This window comes from Azospirillum agricola, assembly GCF_020005195.1.
Lineage (GTDB): Bacteria > Pseudomonadota > Alphaproteobacteria > Azospirillales > Azospirillaceae > Azospirillum > Azospirillum agricola.
The window spans coordinates 557,280-575,939 of record NZ_JAIFZR010000002.1; the positions used below are offsets into that span (position 1 = coordinate 557,280).

The 18,660-nt window shown below is 71.8% G+C and carries 17 protein-coding genes; 8 read left to right on the forward strand and 9 right to left on the reverse strand.

Annotated elements, in window-relative coordinates:
• Nucleotides 1-9 precede the first annotated feature (9 nt).
• The 3 genes from JN22_RS05380 to glpD are packed head-to-tail and all read right to left on the reverse strand — an operon-like array spanning nucleotide 10 to nucleotide 3,786.
• Complete coding sequence (locus JN22_RS05380; protein WP_085552926.1) at nucleotides 10-1,101, reverse strand: ABC transporter ATP-binding protein; 1,092 nt, start codon at nucleotides 1,099-1,101, stop codon at nucleotides 10-12.
• Nucleotides 1,102-1,114: 13 nt separating this feature from the next.
• Nucleotides 1,115-2,218, reverse strand: a complete 1,104-nt coding sequence (locus JN22_RS05385; RefSeq protein ID WP_085552927.1) for an ABC transporter ATP-binding protein — start codon at nucleotides 2,216-2,218, stop codon at nucleotides 1,115-1,117.
• Nucleotides 2,215-3,786, reverse strand: a complete 1,572-nt coding sequence (glpD, locus tag JN22_RS05390; RefSeq protein ID WP_085552928.1) for a glycerol-3-phosphate dehydrogenase — start codon at nucleotides 3,784-3,786, stop codon at nucleotides 2,215-2,217. The genes JN22_RS05385 and glpD overlap by 4 nt, the downstream gene beginning before the upstream one ends.
• A gap of 479 nt (nucleotides 3,787-4,265) precedes the next feature.
• Here glpD and JN22_RS05395 point away from each other — a divergent pair, with 479 nt between their 5' ends.
• The 8 genes from JN22_RS05395 (at nucleotide 4,266) to JN22_RS05430 (ending at nucleotide 13,514) form a co-directional block, all read left to right on the forward strand.
• Nucleotides 4,266-5,084, forward strand: coding sequence for a DeoR family transcriptional regulator (locus JN22_RS05395; protein WP_085552929.1), 819 nt, complete (start codon nucleotides 4,266-4,268; stop codon nucleotides 5,082-5,084).
• 165 nt (nucleotides 5,085-5,249) lie between these two features.
• Nucleotides 5,250-6,257: an ABC transporter substrate-binding protein gene (locus JN22_RS05400; RefSeq protein ID WP_085553442.1), complete on the forward strand. Its 1,008-nt coding sequence runs from the start codon at nucleotides 5,250-5,252 to the stop codon at nucleotides 6,255-6,257.
• A 40-nt stretch (nucleotides 6,258-6,297) separates the two neighbouring features.
• A complete protein-coding gene (locus JN22_RS05405) occupies nucleotides 6,298-7,101 on the forward strand; it encodes an ABC transporter permease (protein ID WP_223677586.1) in 804 nt (267 codons plus the stop codon).
• Entirely contained in the window at nucleotides 7,098-7,838 is a 741-nt protein-coding gene (locus JN22_RS05410; protein ID WP_179166045.1) for a Crp/Fnr family transcriptional regulator, read from the forward strand. Before JN22_RS05405 ends, JN22_RS05410 begins: the two co-directional genes overlap by 4 nt.
• A gap of 139 nt (nucleotides 7,839-7,977) precedes the next feature.
• Entirely contained in the window at nucleotides 7,978-10,278 is a 2,301-nt protein-coding gene (locus JN22_RS05415; RefSeq protein ID WP_085553444.1) for a TonB-dependent receptor family protein, read from the forward strand.
• Nucleotides 10,279-10,282: 4 nt separating this feature from the next.
• Nucleotides 10,283-11,062 carry an ABC transporter ATP-binding protein gene (locus JN22_RS05420; RefSeq protein WP_085552930.1) on the forward strand — a complete coding sequence of 260 codons (780 nt, stop codon included), beginning with the start codon at nucleotides 10,283-10,285 and terminating at the stop codon, nucleotides 11,060-11,062.
• Nucleotides 11,059-12,285, forward strand: coding sequence for an NnrS family protein (locus tag JN22_RS05425; protein ID WP_085552931.1), 1,227 nt, complete (start codon nucleotides 11,059-11,061; stop codon nucleotides 12,283-12,285). Before JN22_RS05420 ends, JN22_RS05425 begins: the two co-directional genes overlap by 4 nt.
• Complete coding sequence (locus tag JN22_RS05430) at nucleotides 12,279-13,514, forward strand: NnrS family protein (RefSeq protein WP_085552932.1); 1,236 nt, start codon at nucleotides 12,279-12,281, stop codon at nucleotides 13,512-13,514. Before JN22_RS05425 ends, JN22_RS05430 begins: the two co-directional genes overlap by 7 nt.
• Before the next feature lie 160 nt (nucleotides 13,515-13,674).
• On the opposite strand, the gene JN22_RS05435 is transcribed toward JN22_RS05430, so the two are convergent.
• From JN22_RS05435 to JN22_RS05460, 6 genes are read right to left on the reverse strand one after another with little or no spacing between them, the layout of a single operon-like run.
• Complete coding sequence (locus JN22_RS05435; protein WP_396021887.1) at nucleotides 13,675-13,845, reverse strand: twin-arginine translocase TatA/TatE family subunit; 171 nt, start codon at nucleotides 13,843-13,845, stop codon at nucleotides 13,675-13,677.
• A 22-nt stretch (nucleotides 13,846-13,867) separates the two neighbouring features.
• Nucleotides 13,868-14,878 (reverse strand): FAD:protein FMN transferase, encoded by a 1,011-nt coding sequence (locus JN22_RS05440; RefSeq protein ID WP_223677587.1) that lies wholly within the window; start codon nucleotides 14,876-14,878, stop codon nucleotides 13,868-13,870.
• Nucleotides 14,878-15,468, reverse strand: a complete 591-nt coding sequence (locus JN22_RS05445; protein ID WP_085552934.1) for a nitrous oxide reductase accessory protein NosL — start codon at nucleotides 15,466-15,468, stop codon at nucleotides 14,878-14,880. The genes JN22_RS05440 and JN22_RS05445 overlap by 1 nt, the downstream gene beginning before the upstream one ends.
• Nucleotides 15,468-16,298 carry an ABC transporter permease gene (locus JN22_RS05450; protein WP_085552935.1) on the reverse strand — a complete coding sequence of 277 codons (831 nt, stop codon included), beginning with the start codon at nucleotides 16,296-16,298 and terminating at the stop codon, nucleotides 15,468-15,470. Before JN22_RS05450 ends, JN22_RS05445 begins: the two co-directional genes overlap by 1 nt.
• Complete coding sequence (locus JN22_RS05455; RefSeq protein WP_085552936.1) at nucleotides 16,295-17,266, reverse strand: ABC transporter ATP-binding protein; 972 nt, start codon at nucleotides 17,264-17,266, stop codon at nucleotides 16,295-16,297. The genes JN22_RS05450 and JN22_RS05455 overlap by 4 nt, the downstream gene beginning before the upstream one ends.
• Nucleotides 17,263-18,624, reverse strand: a complete 1,362-nt coding sequence (locus JN22_RS05460) for a nitrous oxide reductase family maturation protein NosD (protein ID WP_085552937.1) — start codon at nucleotides 18,622-18,624, stop codon at nucleotides 17,263-17,265. The genes JN22_RS05455 and JN22_RS05460 overlap by 4 nt, the downstream gene beginning before the upstream one ends.
• Between the last annotated feature and the right edge of the window lie 36 nt (nucleotides 18,625-18,660).

Sequence of the window (18,660 nt, forward strand, 5' to 3'; positions counted from 1 at the left end):
GCCGGCTCCTTAGGACACGAGGTGGCTGTCGCGGTAGAGCTTGGTCCACCGGCTGGGGAAGCGGATGGCGGCGTCGAGCGCCGGGATCTCCTGGTCCTCGGACAGCCGCGCCTTCAGCGTCTGGCTGCCCATCCGCAGGGTCGCCAGCTTGGAGGTGCCGAGATCGTCCACCCCCACCACCTGCACCGGGATGGCGCCGCCGGTGCCGGTCCGGGTCAGCTCGACGAACTCCGGGCGGATGCCCAGCTCGAACTTTCCACCGATCTGGGGGCCCCCCACCTGCGGGATCGCGCGGTCGGGCAGCGGGATGGCGATGCCCTCGACCAGCGCGTGGTCGCCGCCCAGCGTGCAGGGCATCAGGTTGATGCCGGGGCTGCCGATGAAGTAGCCGACGAAGGTGTGCAGCGGATTCTCGAACAGCTCCTGCGGGGTGCCGAGCTGGACCATGGCGCCCTCGTGCATCACCGCGACCTTGTCGGCGAAGGTCAGCGCCTCCACCTGGTCGTGGGTCACGTAGATCATGGTCAGACGGTATTCCTCGTGGATCTGGCGCAGCTTGCGGCGCAGGATCCACTTGGTGTGGGGGTCGATGACGGTCAGCGGCTCGTCGAACAGGATCGCCGCCACGTCCGAGCGCACCAGCCCGCGCCCCATCGAGATCTTCTGCTTGGCGTCCGGCGTCAGCCGCTTGGCCCGCTTGCTGAGATCGGCGGTGAGGTCGAGCGCGTCGGCGACCTGCCGCACCCGGCGGTCGACGTCCGGTTCCGGAACCTTGCGGTTGCGCAGGGGAAAGGCGAGGTTCTCGTACACCGTCATGGTGTCGTAGATGACCGGGAACTGGAACACCTGGGCGATGTTCCGCTCCTCCGGCGTGCAGCGGGTGACGTCGAGCCCGTCGAACAGCACCCGCCCTTCGCTCGGCACCAGCAGGCCGGAGATGATGTTCAGCAGCGTGGACTTGCCGCAGCCCGAGGGCCCGAGCAGCGCGTAGGCCTTGCCGTCCTCCCACTCCTGCGACAGGCGGCGCAGCGCGTAGTCCGCCGGCTTGCTCGGGTGCGGGTGGTAGGAATGGCCGAGATTGTCGAAATGGATGGTCGCCATGGTCCCGGCCCCCTCAGGCGATGTTGCGCAGCAGGCCGCGCCGGCCGTGCGGGGCGGCGACGAGACGGCCGTCCGTGGCGAAGACGAAGACGCGGTCGGGATCGGCGTAGACCTGGATCTCCGAACCGATCGGGTGGGTGTGCACCCCGTCCTCGCGCGCGATCAGCGTGGTGTTGCCATGGCGCAGATGGATGTAGGTCTCCGACCCGCTGATCTCCGACAGCTCGACCCGGCCGCGGATCGGCACCAGCCGGTCGGAGCGGCGCAGCACCGTCAGGTGGTTGGCCCGGATGCCGACCCGGCAGGGGCCGGCCGGCAGGTTGCGGTCGTGGGACGACAGCGGCAGGTTGGTGCCGTCGGCCAGCGCCACCCGGTCGTTGGTCAGGATCGCCTCGACCACGTTCATCGGCGGGTCGCTGAACACGTCGGCGCATTCCTCGGTCGCCGGGGCGTGGAAGACGGCGGCGGTCGGGCCGGTCTGCAACAGCCGCCCCTCGTGCAGCACCGCCACCGAGCCGCCCAGCGTCAGCGCCTCCTGCGGCTCGGTGGTGGCGTAGACCACCGTCGTCTTGCCGTCGGCGAAGATGTCGCGCAGTTCGGCGCGCAGCTCCTCGCGCAGCTTGTAGTCGAGGTTGACCAGCGGCTCGTCGAGCAGCAGCAGGCCGGCGCCCTTGACCAGCGCGCGGGCGATGGCGCAGCGCTGCTGCTGGCCGCCCGACAGCTCGGCCGGCAGACGGTCGAGGTAGGGGTCGATGCGCAGCATCGCCGCCGTGCTGCGCACCTTGCGGTCGATCTCGGCCGCCGGCTTGCCCTGGCGGCGCAGCGGCGAGGCGATGTTCTCGAACACCGTCATCGCCGGGTAGTTGATGAACTGCTGGTAGACCATGGCGATGTCGCGGCTGCGCACGGAAGCGCCGGTGACGTCCTTGCCGTTCTCGTAGACCCGGCCCGAGGCGGGGGCGTCGAGGCCGGCCATCAGCCGCATCAGCGTCGTCTTGCCGGCCAGCGTGCGGCCGAGCAGGACGTTGAAGGTCCCCGGCTGAAGCTCCAGCGACAGGGGGTGGAGATGCTGCTCGGCGCCGACCTTCTGGGTCACGCCGTCGAGTGTGACGGTCACCGCTGTCCTCCCATCGACCGCCGCCCGGCTTCGGGCGGGGCCGCCGCGTTGCGGCGCCGGTCGAACCAGTCGCCGATGGCCTCCCGGATCGTTCCGTCCAGGTGCAGGCCCAGTTTGGAGCGCCGCCACAGGAAGTCGTCGCCGGTGACGGCGAATTCCTCCCGCGCGGCGTAATCGAGTTCGGCCTCGTACACCCCGCCGCCGAAGTGATGGCCGAGGTCGGCGAGGCCGGCCGCCCCGTCCAGCAGCCGCTCCACCCGCGTGCCGTAGGCGCGCGCCAGCCGCAGGGCCAGCGGCTCGGACAGCCAGGGGTGGCGGCGGCGCAAGGTCGCGAGGAAGCCGGCGAAGTCGGCCCCGGCGATGTCGCCGCCGGGCAGCGGGAAATCGGCGGTCCAGCTTCCGCCGCTGCGCCCCAGCGCGGCCAGCAGCTTGTCGGTCGCCTCCTCCGCCAGCCGGCGGAAGGTGGTGATCTTGCCGCCGAAGATCGACAGCATCGGCGCCCCGCCGGCCGGCGTGTCCATCTCCAGCACGTAATCGCGGGTGACGGCGGACGCGTTGCCGCTCTCGTCGTCGAACAGCGGGCGGACGCCGCTGTAGGTCCACACCACGTCGGATTCCACGACCGGGGTCTTCAGGTAGCGCGACACCGCGCGGCAGAGATAGGAAATCTCCTCCGGGCTGATGGCGACGGCGCCGGGATCGCCGGCGTAGTCGAGGTCGGTGGTGCCGATCAGCGTGAAGTCGCGCTCGTAGGGGATGGCGAAGACGATGCGGCGGTCGTCGTTCTGGAAGATGTAGGCGTGGTCGCCCTCGAATTTCCTCGGCACGACGATGTGGCTGCCCTTGACCAGCCGCACCGACTTGTCGACCGTGACGCCGGTGCGCCGGGTCAGCATCTCGCGCACCCAGGGGCCGGCGGCGTTGACCAGCGCGCGGGCGCACACGGTGCGCGTCTCCCCCGTTTCGGTCGAGACCAGCGTCGCCACCCACTCGCCGTCGCGCCGCGCCGCGTTTTCGCAGCGGGTGCGCGTCAGGATTTGGGCGCCGCGCTCGCGCGCGTCGATGGCGTTGAGCACGACCAGACGGCTGTCCTCGACCCAGCAATCCGAATATTCGAACGCCCTGGTGAAGCCGCCGGCCAGCGGGCGGCCCACCGGGTGGCTGGTGAGGTCGACCCCGTGCGAGGCCGGCAGCAGCTTGCGCTTTCCCAGATGATCGTAAAGGAACAGGCCGATGCGCACCATCCAGGCCGGGCGCTGGTTGTGGTCGTGCGGCAGGATGAAGCGCAGCGGCCAGATGATGTGCGGAGCGGCGCGCAACAGAACCTCGCGCTCCTGCAACGCCTCGCGCACCAGCCGGAACTCGTAATATTCGAGGTAGCGCAGACCGCCATGGATCAGCTTGGTGCTGGCCGAGGAGGTGGCGCCCGCGAGGTCGCCCTGTTCGCACAGCAGCACCGACAGGCCGCGCCCCACCGCGTCGCGGGCGATTCCCGCGCCGTTCACGCCGCCGCCGACGATCAGCAGATCGACCGCATCGCCGGATCCCGCGTTGGAAGCGTTTGCCATAGTTCCTCTCCGTGTCGTGTCGGCCTGTGGAAGGCGCGGCCACTTTCGTTTCGGAACATACGATGTTCGTTTGCGTCTGAAAAGGAAAATGTTTGTTCAACGGATCATGCGTCGAGGCTACGCCCAAAGCGGGCTTTTGCCTATGGAAAATATGGACGGGAATCGGCTCGTTTCCGTCCGTCCTTTTGCCATCATACGCGCTTACTCAGGGCTGAATTCCGCAAGCCGGCACCCCACTCCGGCATGGCTGGGCGGCCCGTGATGGGCTCCGCACCGCGCTCCGGCCTTTTCACACAATGCGCGTCCACATTCGCAAAGGAACACGCTTGTATCACGAACAATTCGCGCCTACGGTGGTGCCCAGGCCGCCGGACGGCGCCCGGCTGCGTTGCGCCGGGCGCCGCGCGTTTTCGCTTTGCCTCATTCCGCGCATCTGATTCAGTGAGCGCCCCACCGCCCCCCGCCGGAGACGCCAGCCTATGGACGCGCGCATGGACGCCGAACGCCGCCAGCAAGAGATCGTCGCCCTGGTCCACGCCAAGGGCATGGTGCAGATCCAGTGGCTGGCCGAGCATTTCGACGTCACGCCGCAGACCATCCGCCGCGACATCGAGCTGCTCGCCGGCCAGTCGGCGGTGCGCCGTTTCCGCGGCGGCGTCACCGTGCCGTCGAGCGTCGAGAACATCGCCTACACCACCCGCCAGACCCTGATGGCCGAGGAAAAGCGCCGCATCGCCGAACTGACCGCCCGCCATGTGCCGGAGGACGCTTCGCTGTTCCTCAACATCGGCACGACGACGGAGGCGGTGGCCCAGGCCCTGCTCGGCCACAAGCGGCTGCGGGTGCTGACCAACAACCTGAACGTCGCGACCATCCTGCACAAGAACACCAACTTCGCCCTGTCGATCGCCGGTGGGCAGGTGCGCGAGCGCGACGGCGGCATCATCGGCGAGGCGACGGTCGAGTTCATCCGCCGCTACAAGGTCGACATCGGCATCATCGGCATCAGCGGCATCGATTCCGAAGGCGACCTGCTGGATTACGACGAGCAGGAGGTCCGCGTCGCCCGCGCCATCATCGAAAGCTCGCGCCGGGTGTTCCTCGTCACCGACCACACCAAGTTCGGCCGCAACGCGATGATCCGCATGGCCGACGTCGGCGTGCTCGACGACCTCTTCACCGACCGGCTGCCGCCGCCGGAGCTGCTCGACGTGCTGACCGCCGCCGACTGCCAAGTCCATGTCGCCGACGGGACCGAGGCGTCGGCGGTGGCCGAGGACGCCGCCTTCGAGGAGTAGTTTGCGCTTCCACAAAGACCCGGCCGCGGAATTGTGTTGCCCTGGCCGGGTCTTCGCGTGGATTCTCCGCGCGGGGGCGCAACCCGTCAGCGTCGCCCGTCCAGCCAGCGAGAGTGCCAGCGAGGACCGAACGCTCGCACTCCCTCTCGCCCGATGGACGCCGCCATGCTCCGCATCACCCGCCGCACCGCGCTCGCCGGCCTCGGCGCCGCCCTGGCCGTGCCGGCGCGCCGTTCCGCCTTCGCCGCCGCCCCCGCGCCGCTGCCGGAACTGACGCTGTGGGGGCCGCCGGCCGGCCCCTCGATCACGCTGGTCCACGCCATCGCGTCGGGCCTGCTGCGCCCGGTCGCCGACAAGGTGGTGTTCAAGGCCTGGCGCACCCCCGACGAGCTGCGCGCCGGCCTGACCTCCGGCACCATGCGGACCTTCGTGCTGCCCACCCAGTCCGCCGCCAACCTGTTCAACAAGGGGCTGGGCGTCCGGCTGGTCAACGTGATGACCAACGGGCTGCTGCACTTGGTGTCGGCCGACCCGTCGCTCTCCTCCGTCGCCGCGCTGAAGGGGCGCACGGTGGCCCTGCCCTTCCGCAACGACACGCCGGAGTTCGTCTTCCGCCGGCTGCTGGCGGCCGAAAAGCTCGCCGTCGAAACCGCGCCCGGCGGGGCCGGGGTCGCGGTGCAGTTCACCGGCACGCCGATGGAGGCGATCCAGCTTCTCGTCACCGGCCGCGCCGACGCCGCCCTGCTGCCCGAGCCGGCCGCCTCCGCCGCCATCCTGCGCGCCGGGCAGGCCGGCAAGACGGTGACGCGGGTGCTCGACGTCCAGCAGGCGTGGGGAACCGCCACCGGCCTCGGCACCGACCTGCCGCAGGCCGGGCTCGGCGTCTCCGCCGCCTTCCTGGTGGAGCACGCTCCGGCCGTCGAGGCGCTGCACGCGGCGCTGGCCGCCGCCACCGCCTCGGTCAACGCCGACCCGGCGCGGGCGGCGAGCGACGCCGCCGCCCCGCTCTCCCTGCCCTGGCCGGTGATCGAGCAGGCGATCCCCCATTCCCGCCTCGTCTGCCAGCGCGCCAGCGCGGCGCGGGAGTCCCTGGAGTCCGTCTTCCGCGCGGTGGCGGAGTTCGACCCCAGGATCATCGGCGGCGCGCTGCCCGCCGCCGACTTCTACCTGTAGGCGCGTCATGGCCAAGGCGATGGTTCGGGCAATCCTTCCCATGTTTCTCGACCGGATCGGCCGGATCGGGCAGTTCCTGTGGTCGGGCTGGGCCGGGCTGGCGGGGCTGGCCCTGTTCGCCGCGCTGTGGCAGGCCGGGCACGAGCGCTACGGCGACTTCATCCTGCCGGCGCCGTTGGCGACGCTGGCCGCCGGCGCGGTCATCGCCGCCGATCCCGCCGCCTGGGCGCTCGCCGGGCAGACGACGCTGCGCGCCGTCGAGGGTTTCGCGCTCGCCGCCCTGGTTGGAGCGGCGGGGGGACTGGCTGCCGGCTATTCGGCGGCGACGATGCGGCTGGCGCGGCCGATCCTGACCGTGCTGCTGGGCGTGCCGCCGATCGCCTGGATCGTGCTGGCGATGATCTGGTTCGGCTCCACCGACGGCACCATCATCACCACGGTGCTGGTCGCCGCCACCCCGGTGGTCTTCGTCGGCGTCGCCGAGGGCGCCGTCACCCGCGACCGCGGGCTCGACGACATGGCGCGCGCCTTCGGCGCCGGCCCGCTGGCCCGGCTGACCACGCTCGGCCTGCGCCACGTCGCCGCCTTCCTGTTCCCGGCGCTGACGGTGGCGCTCGGCTCGGCCTTCAAGGTGGCGGTGATGGCCGAGCTGCTCGCCAACACCGGCGGCATCGGCGGCGCGCTGGCGACCGCCCGCGCCAACCTCGACGTCGCCGAGGCGCTGGCCTGGGTGCTGATCGCCGTGGCCGGGCTGATCCTGGTGGAGTATGTCCTGGTCCACCCGGTGCGCTCCGAGTTCGACCGCTGGCGCAACGCCGCCCGCCCCTGGGGGGTGAAGCGGTGAGCGGCCCCGCCTCCGCATCCACCCGTCCCAACGCGGAGGATTGGCGCCGAATCCGCGCGGCGAGCGTCTTCGCCTCGCTCGGCGACGAGGATTTCCGCCTGATCGCCGGGGAGCCGCGCTGCGACGCCCGGCCGGAGGGGCAATCCCTGTTCTTCCAGGACGAGCCGGCCGACGCCTTCTTCGTCGTGCTCGACGGCTGGGCGGTGCTGTCGCGCGACACCAGCGACGGGGTGCGCACCGTCATCAAGATCGTCGGGCCGGGCGAATCCTTCGCCGAGGCGCTGATCGCCGAGGGCGCCCGCTACCCGGTCGGCGCCGAGGCCGCCTCGCCGCTGCTGCGCGTCGCCCGTTTCGAGACCGCCCGGCTGCGCGCGCTGGTCGCCGCCAACCCCGGCCTGGGGCTGTCGATCGTCACCGCGACCTTCCGGCAGATGCAGCGCCTCGTCGAGCAGATCGAGCATCTCAAGAGCTGGACCATCGAGCGCCGGGTCGCCGCCATGCTGCTCCAGATGTGCGGAGACTGCCCGGCGAACGGCGCTGCGGACGGCTGCCGTTTCGAGCTGCCGATCGGCCAGACCCTGATCGCCGCCCGTCTGGCAATCACCCCCTCCACCCTGTCGCGCACCCTGAAGGGGATGAAGGCGCTGGGCGTCGAGGCCCGGCGCGGGCACATCGCCATCCGGGAGCGCGACCGCCTCACCCGCTTCGTCGCCGGGCAGAAGCCGGACGGCCTCTAGAAAAATCGACCGCACACCTTCTTTTTTCCTCCCCGACTTGACCACGGACAAGTCGGGCGCCGACCGCACCGGCTAACATACGAATGAGTATCATTCGCATTAATGCCGGCAAACGGCCGTTTTGGGGGATTTCAGCATCATGATCACACGGGCGCACAGCGGGGGGCACAGCAGCCGGAAGCCGCAAGGCGGCAGGATGAACGCCGGCCGGAAAGCCGCCGGGACGGCGCTGGCCGGTCTGGCCGCCGCCGCGTCGCTCGCTGTCCTGGCGCCGCCGCAGGCCGCCCACGCCCAGTCGGCGGCTCCGGGCGCCGCCGTCGTCCTCGCCCCCGTCACCGTCGAGGGCCGGGCCAGCGCGGAAGCCGTCGCCCGCAAGCGTCTGGAGGCTATCCCCGGCGGCACCGGGCTGGTGGTGGACGAGGATCTCGCCGGCAAGGCCAACGTCACCGTCTCCGACGCGCTGGCCGGGGTGCCGGGCGTCGTGGTGCAGAACTTCTTCGGCGGCAACGACCAGCCGCGCATCCAGATCCGCGGCTCCGGCCTTCAGCAGAATCCCGTCGAGCGCGGCATCCTCGCCTTGCAGAACGGCCTGCCGCTGAACCGCGCCGACGGCTCCTACATCGTCGGGCTGGCAAACCCGCGCCAGGCCGAGATCACCGAGATTTATCGCGGCTACACCGCCAACCGGCTGGGCGCCAGCGTGCTGGGCGGGGCGATCAATTTCGTCTCCCCGACCGGCTCGTCGGCCCCGGGATTCCTGCTGGGCGTCGAGGGCGGCAGCTTCGGCCAGCTCAACACCACCGCCCAGGCCGGCGGCCGCGCCGGCACGCTGGACGGGCTGATCCAGCTCCAGCGCAGCCGGCGCGACGGCTTCCGCGATTACAACAGCTCCGAGCGCACCGGAATCGACGCCAACGTCGGCGCCGAGCTGACGGAGAACGTCTCGACCCGCTTCTTCGCCGGCTATACCGACCTGTCCTTCGACGTCGCCGGCCCGCTGACCAAGTCGCTGCTGGAGTCGAACCCGGAACGGGTCTTCACCGGCCCGACCGTGGTCAACGGCGTCGCCACCAACCCCGGCCCCAACGTCGTCCGCGACCGGCCGCAGCGCGAGGCCAGGCAGTTCCGCGTCGGCAACCGCACGACGGCGACCTTCGGCGCGCACCTGCTCGACGTCGCGCTGGGCTACACCCACACCGACGACAGCTTCCGTTTCCCGATCTCGTCGGGCATCCGCAAGACCGAGGGCGGCGACGTCACCGCCGTCGCCCGCTACGCCTACAGCCCCGATCCGAGCCAGCCGCTGCCGCTGTTCGAGACGACGCTGCGCTACGTCGTCGGCTCGGCCGACCGCGAGGATTACCTGAACAACGCCGGCCGCCAGGGCGCGCTGTTCGGGCGCAGCAGGCTGGACGCCACCACGCTGGCGATCCACAGCGGCCTCAACCTGCCGGTCGGCGCCGACGTCACCCTGTCGCCGGGCCTGACCATCGCCCACGCCACCCGCAAAAACGAGGACCGCTTCGGCGCGGCGCGGCGGCCGACCATCGCCTTCAACCCGGCCAACCCGTCGGTGGCGCTGCCCGCCGGTTCGATCCCGGCCGGCAACACCAGCTACGACCGCGGCTACGACGGCTTCAGCCCGAGCCTCGGCGTGAGCTGGAAGCCGCTGCCGGACCACACGCTGTTCGCCGCCGTCAGCCGCAGCTTCGAGCCGCCGACCCACGACGACCTGATCGCCACCGTCAACGGCACCCCCAACAGCAGCGCCGGCCGGCCCAACCCGCCGCAGCCGGCCTTCGTCTCCAGCGCCTTCCGCACCCCCGACCTGAAGGCGCAGACGGCGACCACCGTCGAGGCCGGCTGGCGCGGCCGTCTCGGCTCCGTCGCGGTCGATGCCGGGACCTATTATTCCTGGGTGAAGAACGAGCTGTTGAGCCTGCGCGACGTCACCGGCGCCTCGCTGGGGGCGGTCAACGCCGACGAGACCCGGCATCTCGGCGCCGAGCTGGGGCTGTCGGCCAACCTGACCGACAGCCTGAGCGGCCGGGTCGCCTACAGCTTCCAGGATTTCCGTTTCCACGACGATCCGGTGCGCGGCGACAACCGGCTGGCCGGCGCGCCCCGCCATGTGGTCAACGCCACTGCCCGCTACGCCATCACGCCGGCCCTGGCGGTGCAGGCGGAGGTCGACTGGTACCCCGGCAAGACGCCGGTGGACAACATGAACAGCGTTTACACCGAGGGTTACGCCACCGTCGACCTGCGCGCCACCTACGACGTCACCGATCATGTCAGCGTCTATGGCGAGGCGCGCAACATCTTCGACAAGACCTACGCCTCCTCCACCCTGATCGTCGACCAGGCCTCCCCCACCCAGGCGGTCTATCTGCCGGGCGACGGGCGGGCCATCTACGCCGGCCTGAAAGCAAGGTTCTGACGCCATGACCAACGCCGCCACCCTCCCCGATCCCGATCCCTCGCTGAGCCTGTCCGGGGTCGGCCACGCCTATCTCGGGCGCACCGTGCTGGACGGGATCGACCTCAGCCTCGCGGCCGGGGAGGTGGTGGCGCTGGTCGGCCCGTCCGGCTGCGGCAAGAGCACGCTGGTCCACATCGCCGCCGGGGTGGTCGAGCCGTCGCGCGGGCGAATCGCCCGGCGCTACCGGCGCCACGGCATGGTGTTCCAGGACCCGCGCCTGCTGCCCTGGGCGACGGCGCGGGTCAACATCGCCTACCCGCTGCGGCTGCTCGGCCTGCCCCGCCGCGAGCGGCGCGAGCGGGCCGAGGAGGCCGCCCGCCGGGTGGCGCTCGACCTCGCCGACCTCGACAAGTTCCCGGTCGAGCTGTCGGGCGGCATGCGCCAGCGCACCGCCATCGCGCGGGCGCTGGCGGTCGATCCCGACCTGATCTATTTCGACGAGCCCTTCACCGCCCTCGACGTGGCGCTCAAGCGCCGCATGCAGGATCTGGTGATCGCGGCCTCGTCCACAGCCCGCTTCGGCGCCCTGTTCATCACCCACGACCTGATGGAGGCGGTGCGCGTCGCCCACCGCGTCGCGGTGATGGACGTCCACGGGCGCGGCATCGCCGGGGAACGCCCGGTTCCCGGCGAGCCCGGCGGACGCGACGACGCCGCGCTGTACCGGCTGGTCGCCGGCCTGCTGGCCGACGACCCGCTGTTCCGCCACATCCACGATGTCGACGAAAGGCGGTTGCCATGACCGCGCCCGCCATGTTGCAGACCCACCCCCGCGCAGCCCCCGGCCTCGCCCGCATCCTCGGCGACGAGGGGCTGCGGCTGTTCTTCCCGCTGGCCGCCCTGCACGCCGCCCTGTGGCCGCTGCTGTGGGCGGTGGTCAACGGCTTCGACCTGCCCTTCGCCACCGCGATCCCCCCCGGCCTGTGGCACGCGCACGAGATGATTCTCGGCTCCTTCGGCGCGGCGCTGATCGGCTTCATCACCACGGCGGTTCCCGAATGGACCGACAGCCGGCGGCCCCAGGGCCGCGCGCTCTACGCGCTGGCCGGGCTGTGGGCGACCGGGCGGATCGTCGGGCTTTTCGGCGCCGACGCGCTGGCCTGGGTCGCGGCGCTGGCCGACACGGCGTGGCTCGCCGCCCTGCCGCTCTACGTCGCCGCCGTCTCCTGGCGCAAGCGCTCGACCCGGCAGCTCGGCGTGCTGTTCTGGCTGAGCGCGCTGGCCGCCGCCGGAACGGCCGCCAACGTCGCGCTGGCGCTCGGCGACGCGGACATGGCGCGGACATGGCTGCACGCCGCCGGGCTGATCTTCCTCGGGCTGCTCGGGCTCGTGCTGGCGCGCGTCACCGTGCCGGTCACCAACCTCGTGCTCGACCCCAGCGAGGCGAGTTCGCCCTACCGGCCGCATCCGGGGCGGCTGAACCTCGCCCCCGGCCTCGTCGCCGTCGCGGTCGCCGGGGATCTCGCCGGGCTGTCGCCGGCGGTCACCGCCTATCTGACCATCGCCGCCGGGGCCGCCTTCCTCGACCGCGTCGCCGAGGCCTTCGTCGGCCGCGAGATCCTGCGCGCCGAGATCCTGGCGCTCGCCGGGTCGAGCCTGCTGGCCGGGGCCGGGCTGCTGCTGGTCGGCGCCGCGCGGCTGGGCGCGCCCTTCCCCGAAACGCCGGCCCTGCATCTGGCGCTGATGGGCGGGCTCGGGCTCGGCGTGCTGGCGGTCTTCGCCATCGCCGGGCTGTTCCACACCGGCCGGACCTTCCCCGTTCCGGCGGCGGCGCGTTATGCCTTCCTCATGCTGGTGGCGGCGGCGCTGCTGCGCGTGCTGCCGGATCTGGGCATCCTGCCACCGCCCCCCGGCCCGCCGCACGCGCTGGCGGCGCTGCTGTGGGCGGGGGCCTTTCTGCTCTGGCTGAACGCCTACTGGCCCTTCCTGTCGACGCCACGCCTGGGAGACCGCGACCAATGCTGAGCAAGAAGAAGGGACCGGCCAAGCCCACAGGCCCCACCACCATGGAGCGTTCCCGCGACTGGCGGGGGCCGGCCATCCTCAGCTTCGGCTTCCGCCCCTTCTTCCTGTTCGGGGCGCTCTACGCCGCCGGGCTGATCGCCGTCTGGGTGCCCTGGTTCCTCGGCCTCGTCAGCCTGCCGACCGACTGGCCGCCGGTCGCCTGGCACGCCCACGAGCTGCTGTTCGGCTATGTGCCGGCCATCGTCGCCGGCTTCCTGATGACGGCGGTGCCGAACTGGACCGGGCGGCTGCCGGTGGTCGGCTGGCCGCTCGCCGCGCTGTTCGCCGCGTGGCTGGCCGGGCGGCTCGGCATGGCGGTGTCGGCGGAACTCGGGCCGCTGGCGACCGCGCTGGCGACCCTGCTGTTCCCGGCGGCGCTGGCCGCCGTCTTCGGGCGGGAGATCGTCGCCGGGCGAAACCACCGAAACCTGAAGGTCCTCGGCGTCCTCGCCGCGCTGATCGCGGCGCAGAGCCTCTTCCATTGGGAGGTCGAGCGCTACGGCCACAGCGCCTATGGCGCTCGGCTGGCGGTGGCGACGACGGTGACGCTGATCATGCTGGTCGGCGGGCGGATCATCCCGAGCTTCACCGGCAACTGGCTGAAGAAGCAGGGGGCCGCCCGGCTGCCGGCGCCCTTCTCGCTCTATGACAGGCTGGCGACCGGGCTTGCCGTGCTCGCCCTGGCCGGATGGGTGCTGCGGGATGGGATGGGGTTCGACGCCCGCCTCGCCGGTCTCCCCCTGCTCGCCGCCGGGGTCGCGCAGGCGGTGCGGCTGGCGCGCTGGCTGCCGCACCGCACGCTGGGCGAACCGCTGGTGCTGGTGCTGCACGGCGCCTACGCCTTCGTGCCGGCCGGCTTCCTGCTCGCCGGCTGGGCGGCGCTGGCCGGCGGCCCGGCGCAGGACGCGGCGGCGCTGCACGCCTGGACGGCGGGCGCCGTCGGCGGCATGACTCTGGCGGTCATGACCCGCGCCACGCTCGGCCACACCGGACGGCCGCTCGCCGCCTCCTGGCCGACCATCGTCATCTATGCGGCGGTCGGGGTGGCGGCGGTGGCGCGCATCGTCCTGGCGCTGGCCCCGCAGGAGACCATGCGGCTGATGCCGCTGGCCGGCGGCGCCTGGATCGTCGCCTTTCTGGGATTCGCGGTGGTCTATGGAAGGATGCTGGCGACCGCGCGGAAGGCTTGACGGCTCTTCCTGTCGTCGCCTGCTCTGCCTGTCATGACCGGGCCTGTCCCGGTCACCCACGTGCCACCCTTCCTTGACAATTTGCGGCCGTGGAAGCCCGGCACAAGGCCGGGCGTGACGACCCTCAGAAAAGACGAAACAACGTCCCTGGCACGGATTCTCAGGACAGCGCCTTGCTCGGCGGCTCGTCCTCATCCTTCAGGCCGCTCTTGAAGGACTTCACGCCCTTGGCGAGATCGCCCATCACGCTCGGCAGCTTGCCGGCGCCGAACAGCAGCAGGACCAGCACCAGCACGACCATCCAGTGCATCAGGCTGAAACTTCCCATCATCGTCTCCAGTGGTTCGAAGAGGTCAGGCCGCCAGCCGCAGCACGCCGCCGTCGGGACGGGTCAGGCGGGCGGTCACGCCGGGAAAGCCGGCCAGCAGGGACTCGGCCTTGCCGGCGGGCAGGATCGACAGCGCGGTGGACAGCGCGTCCGCCGTGGTGGCGTCGCCGGCGACCACCGTGACCGCCGACCAGTGGGCGGCGCTGAGGCCGGTGGCGGGGTCGAACAGGTGGGAGAAGCGCCCGGCGGCGTCGAAGCGCGTGCCGTAGCCGCCGGAGGTGGCGACCGCCCGGTCGGCGATCTCCAGCGTTTCCGACAGGCGGGACTCGTCGGCCGGATCCCTCAACCCGACGCGCCAGGGCCGTCCGTCCGGACGGGACCCGAGCGCGCGGATCTCGCCGAGATCGACCATCACCCGGTCCATCCCCTGCCGGCGAAGCAGTTCGCTCACCCGGTCGGTGACATAACCCTGGGCGATGCCGTTCAGCGTCGCCGCCATGCCGCCACGGGCGAACGCGACGCGCTCCGGCGAGACGCGCAGGCCGCGCCAATCCACCAGCCCGCGCGCCGCCGCCACCGCCGCTTCCGGCGGGCCGGCCGGGTCGGCGCCGGGACGCCCGAAATGCGCGGCGTGGAGCTGCCAGAGCGGCTGCACCGTCACGTCGAAGGCGCCGTCCGTCCGCCGCCCGAAGGCGACCGCCTCGGACAGCAGCCGCAGCAGGTCGCCCGGCGGCTCGGCCAGCGAACCGTCGCGGTTCAGCCGGCGCAGCGCCGAATCCGGCCGGTAGAGGCTGAACAGCCGCTCCAGCCGCGCGACCTCCTCCAGGCACAGGCCGATCAGCCGGTCGGCCTCGGCCGGGTCGGGGTGGGCGAGCTGGATGCTGGCGTCCGCCCCCAGCGCCACGCCGGTCCAGCTCCGCATCACGGGTTCGGCCGCGCGCAGCCGCCCCGGCAGCAGGGCGGTGCCGGCCAGCGCCGCGCCGATGGTCAGGAAACGGCGGCGGGTCGTCGGTGCCGCCAGGACAGTGCCCGTCATCACATCGCCCCCTTCGCGCCGTGCCCGCCGTGCGCCCCGTGCGCCCCGTGCTCGGGCGGCGGAACGGCCTCCGGCTCCGGCGGCTGGCCGGGCATCAGGATCTCCTCCTCGGTCAGCTCGGCGAAGCGCTTCACCGTGCCGCCGTTGGCGGCGGCGAAGCGGCGCGCGGCGGCCTCCTCGCCGAAGGGCAGGGTCTCGGCCTCGCCCATGCCGCCGGTGCGGCCGCTGTTCAGCACGTACCAGGCCTGCCGCGCCTCGACCCAGGCCGACAGGTCGGGCCTGTCCGGGTCGCCGGTGCGGCCGACGTCGGTGACGTAGACGGCGCGGTAGTCCTTGGGCTCCTCCGGCAGGGCGGTGAAGGCCAGCGTGTCGCGCACCGACGACAGCCAGACCGGCTTGTCGGTGCCCTTGAGGATCACCTGCCCCTTCGGCCCGGCATGGTCGGCGAGGTTCATGCCGCAATAGCGCCCCACCGCGTCGGCGGCGATGGCCTGCGGCGGCGGCGGGGCCTCCGCCTTCTCCTGTTTGCAGGCGGACAGCGGCATCAGCAGCGCCGCCGCCAGAAGCGTGGTCTTGAGGATGGTCCGCATCAGATTTGCTTCCTCGAAAAGAGCAGGACCGCCAGCCCCAGCGGCGCCGCCACCCAGGCGGCCAGCACGCCGAGCAGCACCCCGCCCGGGACCTGCACCTGCGAGGCCAGCCCGGCGGTTCCCGCCAGCAGGCTGACGTTCTTGAAGCCGGTCAGGTTGAACAGCCGGTAGGCGTCGGCCGGGTTGGCGAGCAGCAGCGCGTTCAGCAGCTCGGCGTTCACCGTCTTGCCGCCGTCGGCGACCAGCAGCCCCAGCAGCCCCATGTCGTAGAGCAGAACGAAGCCGAGCCAGAGCGCCACCGCGATGCCGGCCGCCGTCCCACGGTCGCGCACCAGCGTCGAGGCGAGGTAGCCGAGCGCCGTGAAGGCCGCCCCCAGCAGCACGCTCGACCCGATCATGGCGCCGTAGGCGCTCCAGCTCTCCGGCCCGACCTCCGCCCCGCTCCAGGCCAGCGCCGCCCCGGCGGAGCCGTAGCCGAGCACCGTGGCGAAGGCGATGATCGACGCGTGGCCGAGGAACTTGCCGAGCAGCACCTGCCAGCGCGCCACCGGGTAGGAGAGCAGCAGCGTCATGGTGCCCCGGTCGATCTCGCCGACCACCGCGTCGAAGGACAGCAGCAGCGCGATCAGCGGCAGCAGGAAGATGGTCAGGCTCGACAGGCTGACGATGGTGACCTCGATCCGGCCGACGCCGACCGTGCCGGTCGGAGCGGCGCCGAGGAAGCTCAGCGTCAGGGCGAGCGCCGCCATCAGCAGCGTGGTGGCGACGACCCAGCGGTTGCGCAGGCCATCGCGGATCTCCTTGGCGGCGATGATGAGGAGCGTGGTCATTCGGCGGCCTCCGCCAGGCTGTCCGGCCCCAGCGCATCGGGCCGGCGCAGGAAATGGGCGTACATCTCGTCCAGGCTCGGCTGCACGATCTCGATGTCGCGCACCGCCGGTCCGTCGCAGGCGATGCGGCGGACGAGCCCTATCTTGTCGTCGTTGGCGCAGGCCAGCTCGACCACGCCGCCGGCCAGACGGGTCAGCGCCGCCCCCTCGCCGATCCGGCGGGCGAGGCCGTCGATATCGCCATCACCATCGCCGTCGGCCAGGGTCAGGCGGATGCGCACCGGCAGTCGCGCCAGCCCGCGCAGCGTGGCGAGCGAGCCGTCGGCGACCTTGCGGCCACGGCTCATCACCACGACGCGGTCGGCCTGTCCCTCCAGCTCGGTCAGGGCGTGGCTGCACAGCAGCACGGTGGTGCCGGCGTCGCGCAAGGAGGCGACGATCTCGTAGAAGCTCTGGCGCAGCGCCGGGTCGAGGCCGGTCGTCGGCTCGTCGAGGAACAGCACCTTCGGCCCGCCGAGCAGCGCCTGCGCCAGCGCAAGCCGTTGCCGCATCCCCTTGGAATAGGTGCCGACGCGGCGCGCCACGGCGGCGGGCTCCAGCCCGACGCGCTCGAACAGGGCCGGGTTGCCGGCGGTCGCAACGCCCTTCAGCCGGGCGTAGAAGTCCAGCGTCTCGCGCCCGGTCATGCTGGGGTGGAAGGCGACGTTCTCCGGCAGGAAGCCGACTTGGCGGCGGATGGCGGAGGCCGCGGCGCTGGCCGGGTCGCCGCCGAGCACGGTCAGGCGCCCCTCGGTCGGCGTGGTCAGCCCGAGCATCAGCTTGATCAGCGAACTCTTGCCGGCGCCGTTGTGGCCGACCATCGCCACGCATTCGCCGGGCATCAGCGCCAGATCGACGCCGCGCACCGCGAACTGCTCGCCGTAGCGCTTGGAGACGCCCTCCACCCTGATGGTGGGTTCCTTGCTCATGGTGCGGTCCTTTCGGCCAGTTGCGGCCCGGCGGGGGGCGCCATCAGGGGTGCGGAATCGATCACGCCGCCGGGGTGCAGGGCGGGAAACTGCTTCTGCGCCCAGCGGATCACCTGCATGCCGGGACTGTTCATCAGCAGCTTGGCCGCCGGGTAGGCCCACATGACGCGGTCCACCACGTCGTTCGGCCGGTAGGCCTCGTCGGCGATGCCGTCGCCGTTCAGGTCGAAGGCGGCGTTGTCGCTCCAGTAGTTGCCGCGCCCCTTCTCCGACCAGTCGAGCGAGCGGGTGCCGACATACTTGACCTGGGTGCGGTTGCCGACGAAGGCGTTGCCGGTCATCGCGTTGCGCTCCGACCCGGCGGTGAAGTGGACGCCGATCTCGCAGCCCTCGAAACGGTTGCCGACGAAGCGGTTCTTGTTGGCGTTGTAGATGAAGACGCATTTCCAGGTGCCGCTGCGCAGCCGGTCGCTCATCGCCTCGCTGTCGCGCGGGATGTCGCTGTCGGGCAGCGCCTCGCCGCTGTCGGAGGTGGCACCGGCGAAGCGGCCGAGCACGCTGTTGCCCTCGATCACCGAGCCGTTGGCGGCGTTCAGGAGCATTCCATGCTCGCGGTCGGCGACCGAGCGGTTGTTCCGGATCGTCAGCCTGTTCGAGTACATGATCGCGTAGCCGATGTTGTTGCCGAGCGAGACGTTGCCCGACACCTCGGAATCGTCCGTGTACATGTAGTGGACGGCGAAGCGGACCCGCTCGAAGCGGTTCCCGGCGAAGACGTTCCTGCGCGAGGTGGTGGTGAAGATGCCGTCGCGCCCGTCGCGCACGCTGTTGTCGAGCACGCGCGTGCCCGGCGCGTTCCAGATCTGGATGCCGTTGCCGCGCTCCGACACGCGCAGGTCGGTGCGGCCGGCGACGTCGTTGCGGCGGACGAGGCTCTCGTCGGCGCCCCAGACATAGATCCCGATGAGGTTGTCGCGCAGCCGGTTGTCCTCGACCACCGCCCGTTTGGCCGTCTTGCCGAGGAAGATGCCGGCGTTCTGCTCGAACAGGCTGAGGCCGGAGTTGCGGACCTCGACACCACGCACGGCGACGTCGGGGGCGAGCACGGTCAGCACGCTGCCCCGCCCGCCGCCGTCGATCACGGCGCCGGGTTCGCCCTCCAGCGTCACGCTGGTGGAGACGGTCACCGGGCCGGAATGGATTCCGGGCGCGAGCCGCAGCGTGTCGCCCGGCGAGGCGGCGGCGAGCGCCGCCTCCAGCCCGCCCGGCGGCACCACGACCGTGGCGGCCAGGGCCGGGCCGCAGAGCGCGGCAACGGCAGCGGTGGCGGCGATCGGCAGGGTGAGACGGAGAAGCATGGCGTAACCTTCGTCGGCTGTTTCCCTCTCCCGCCC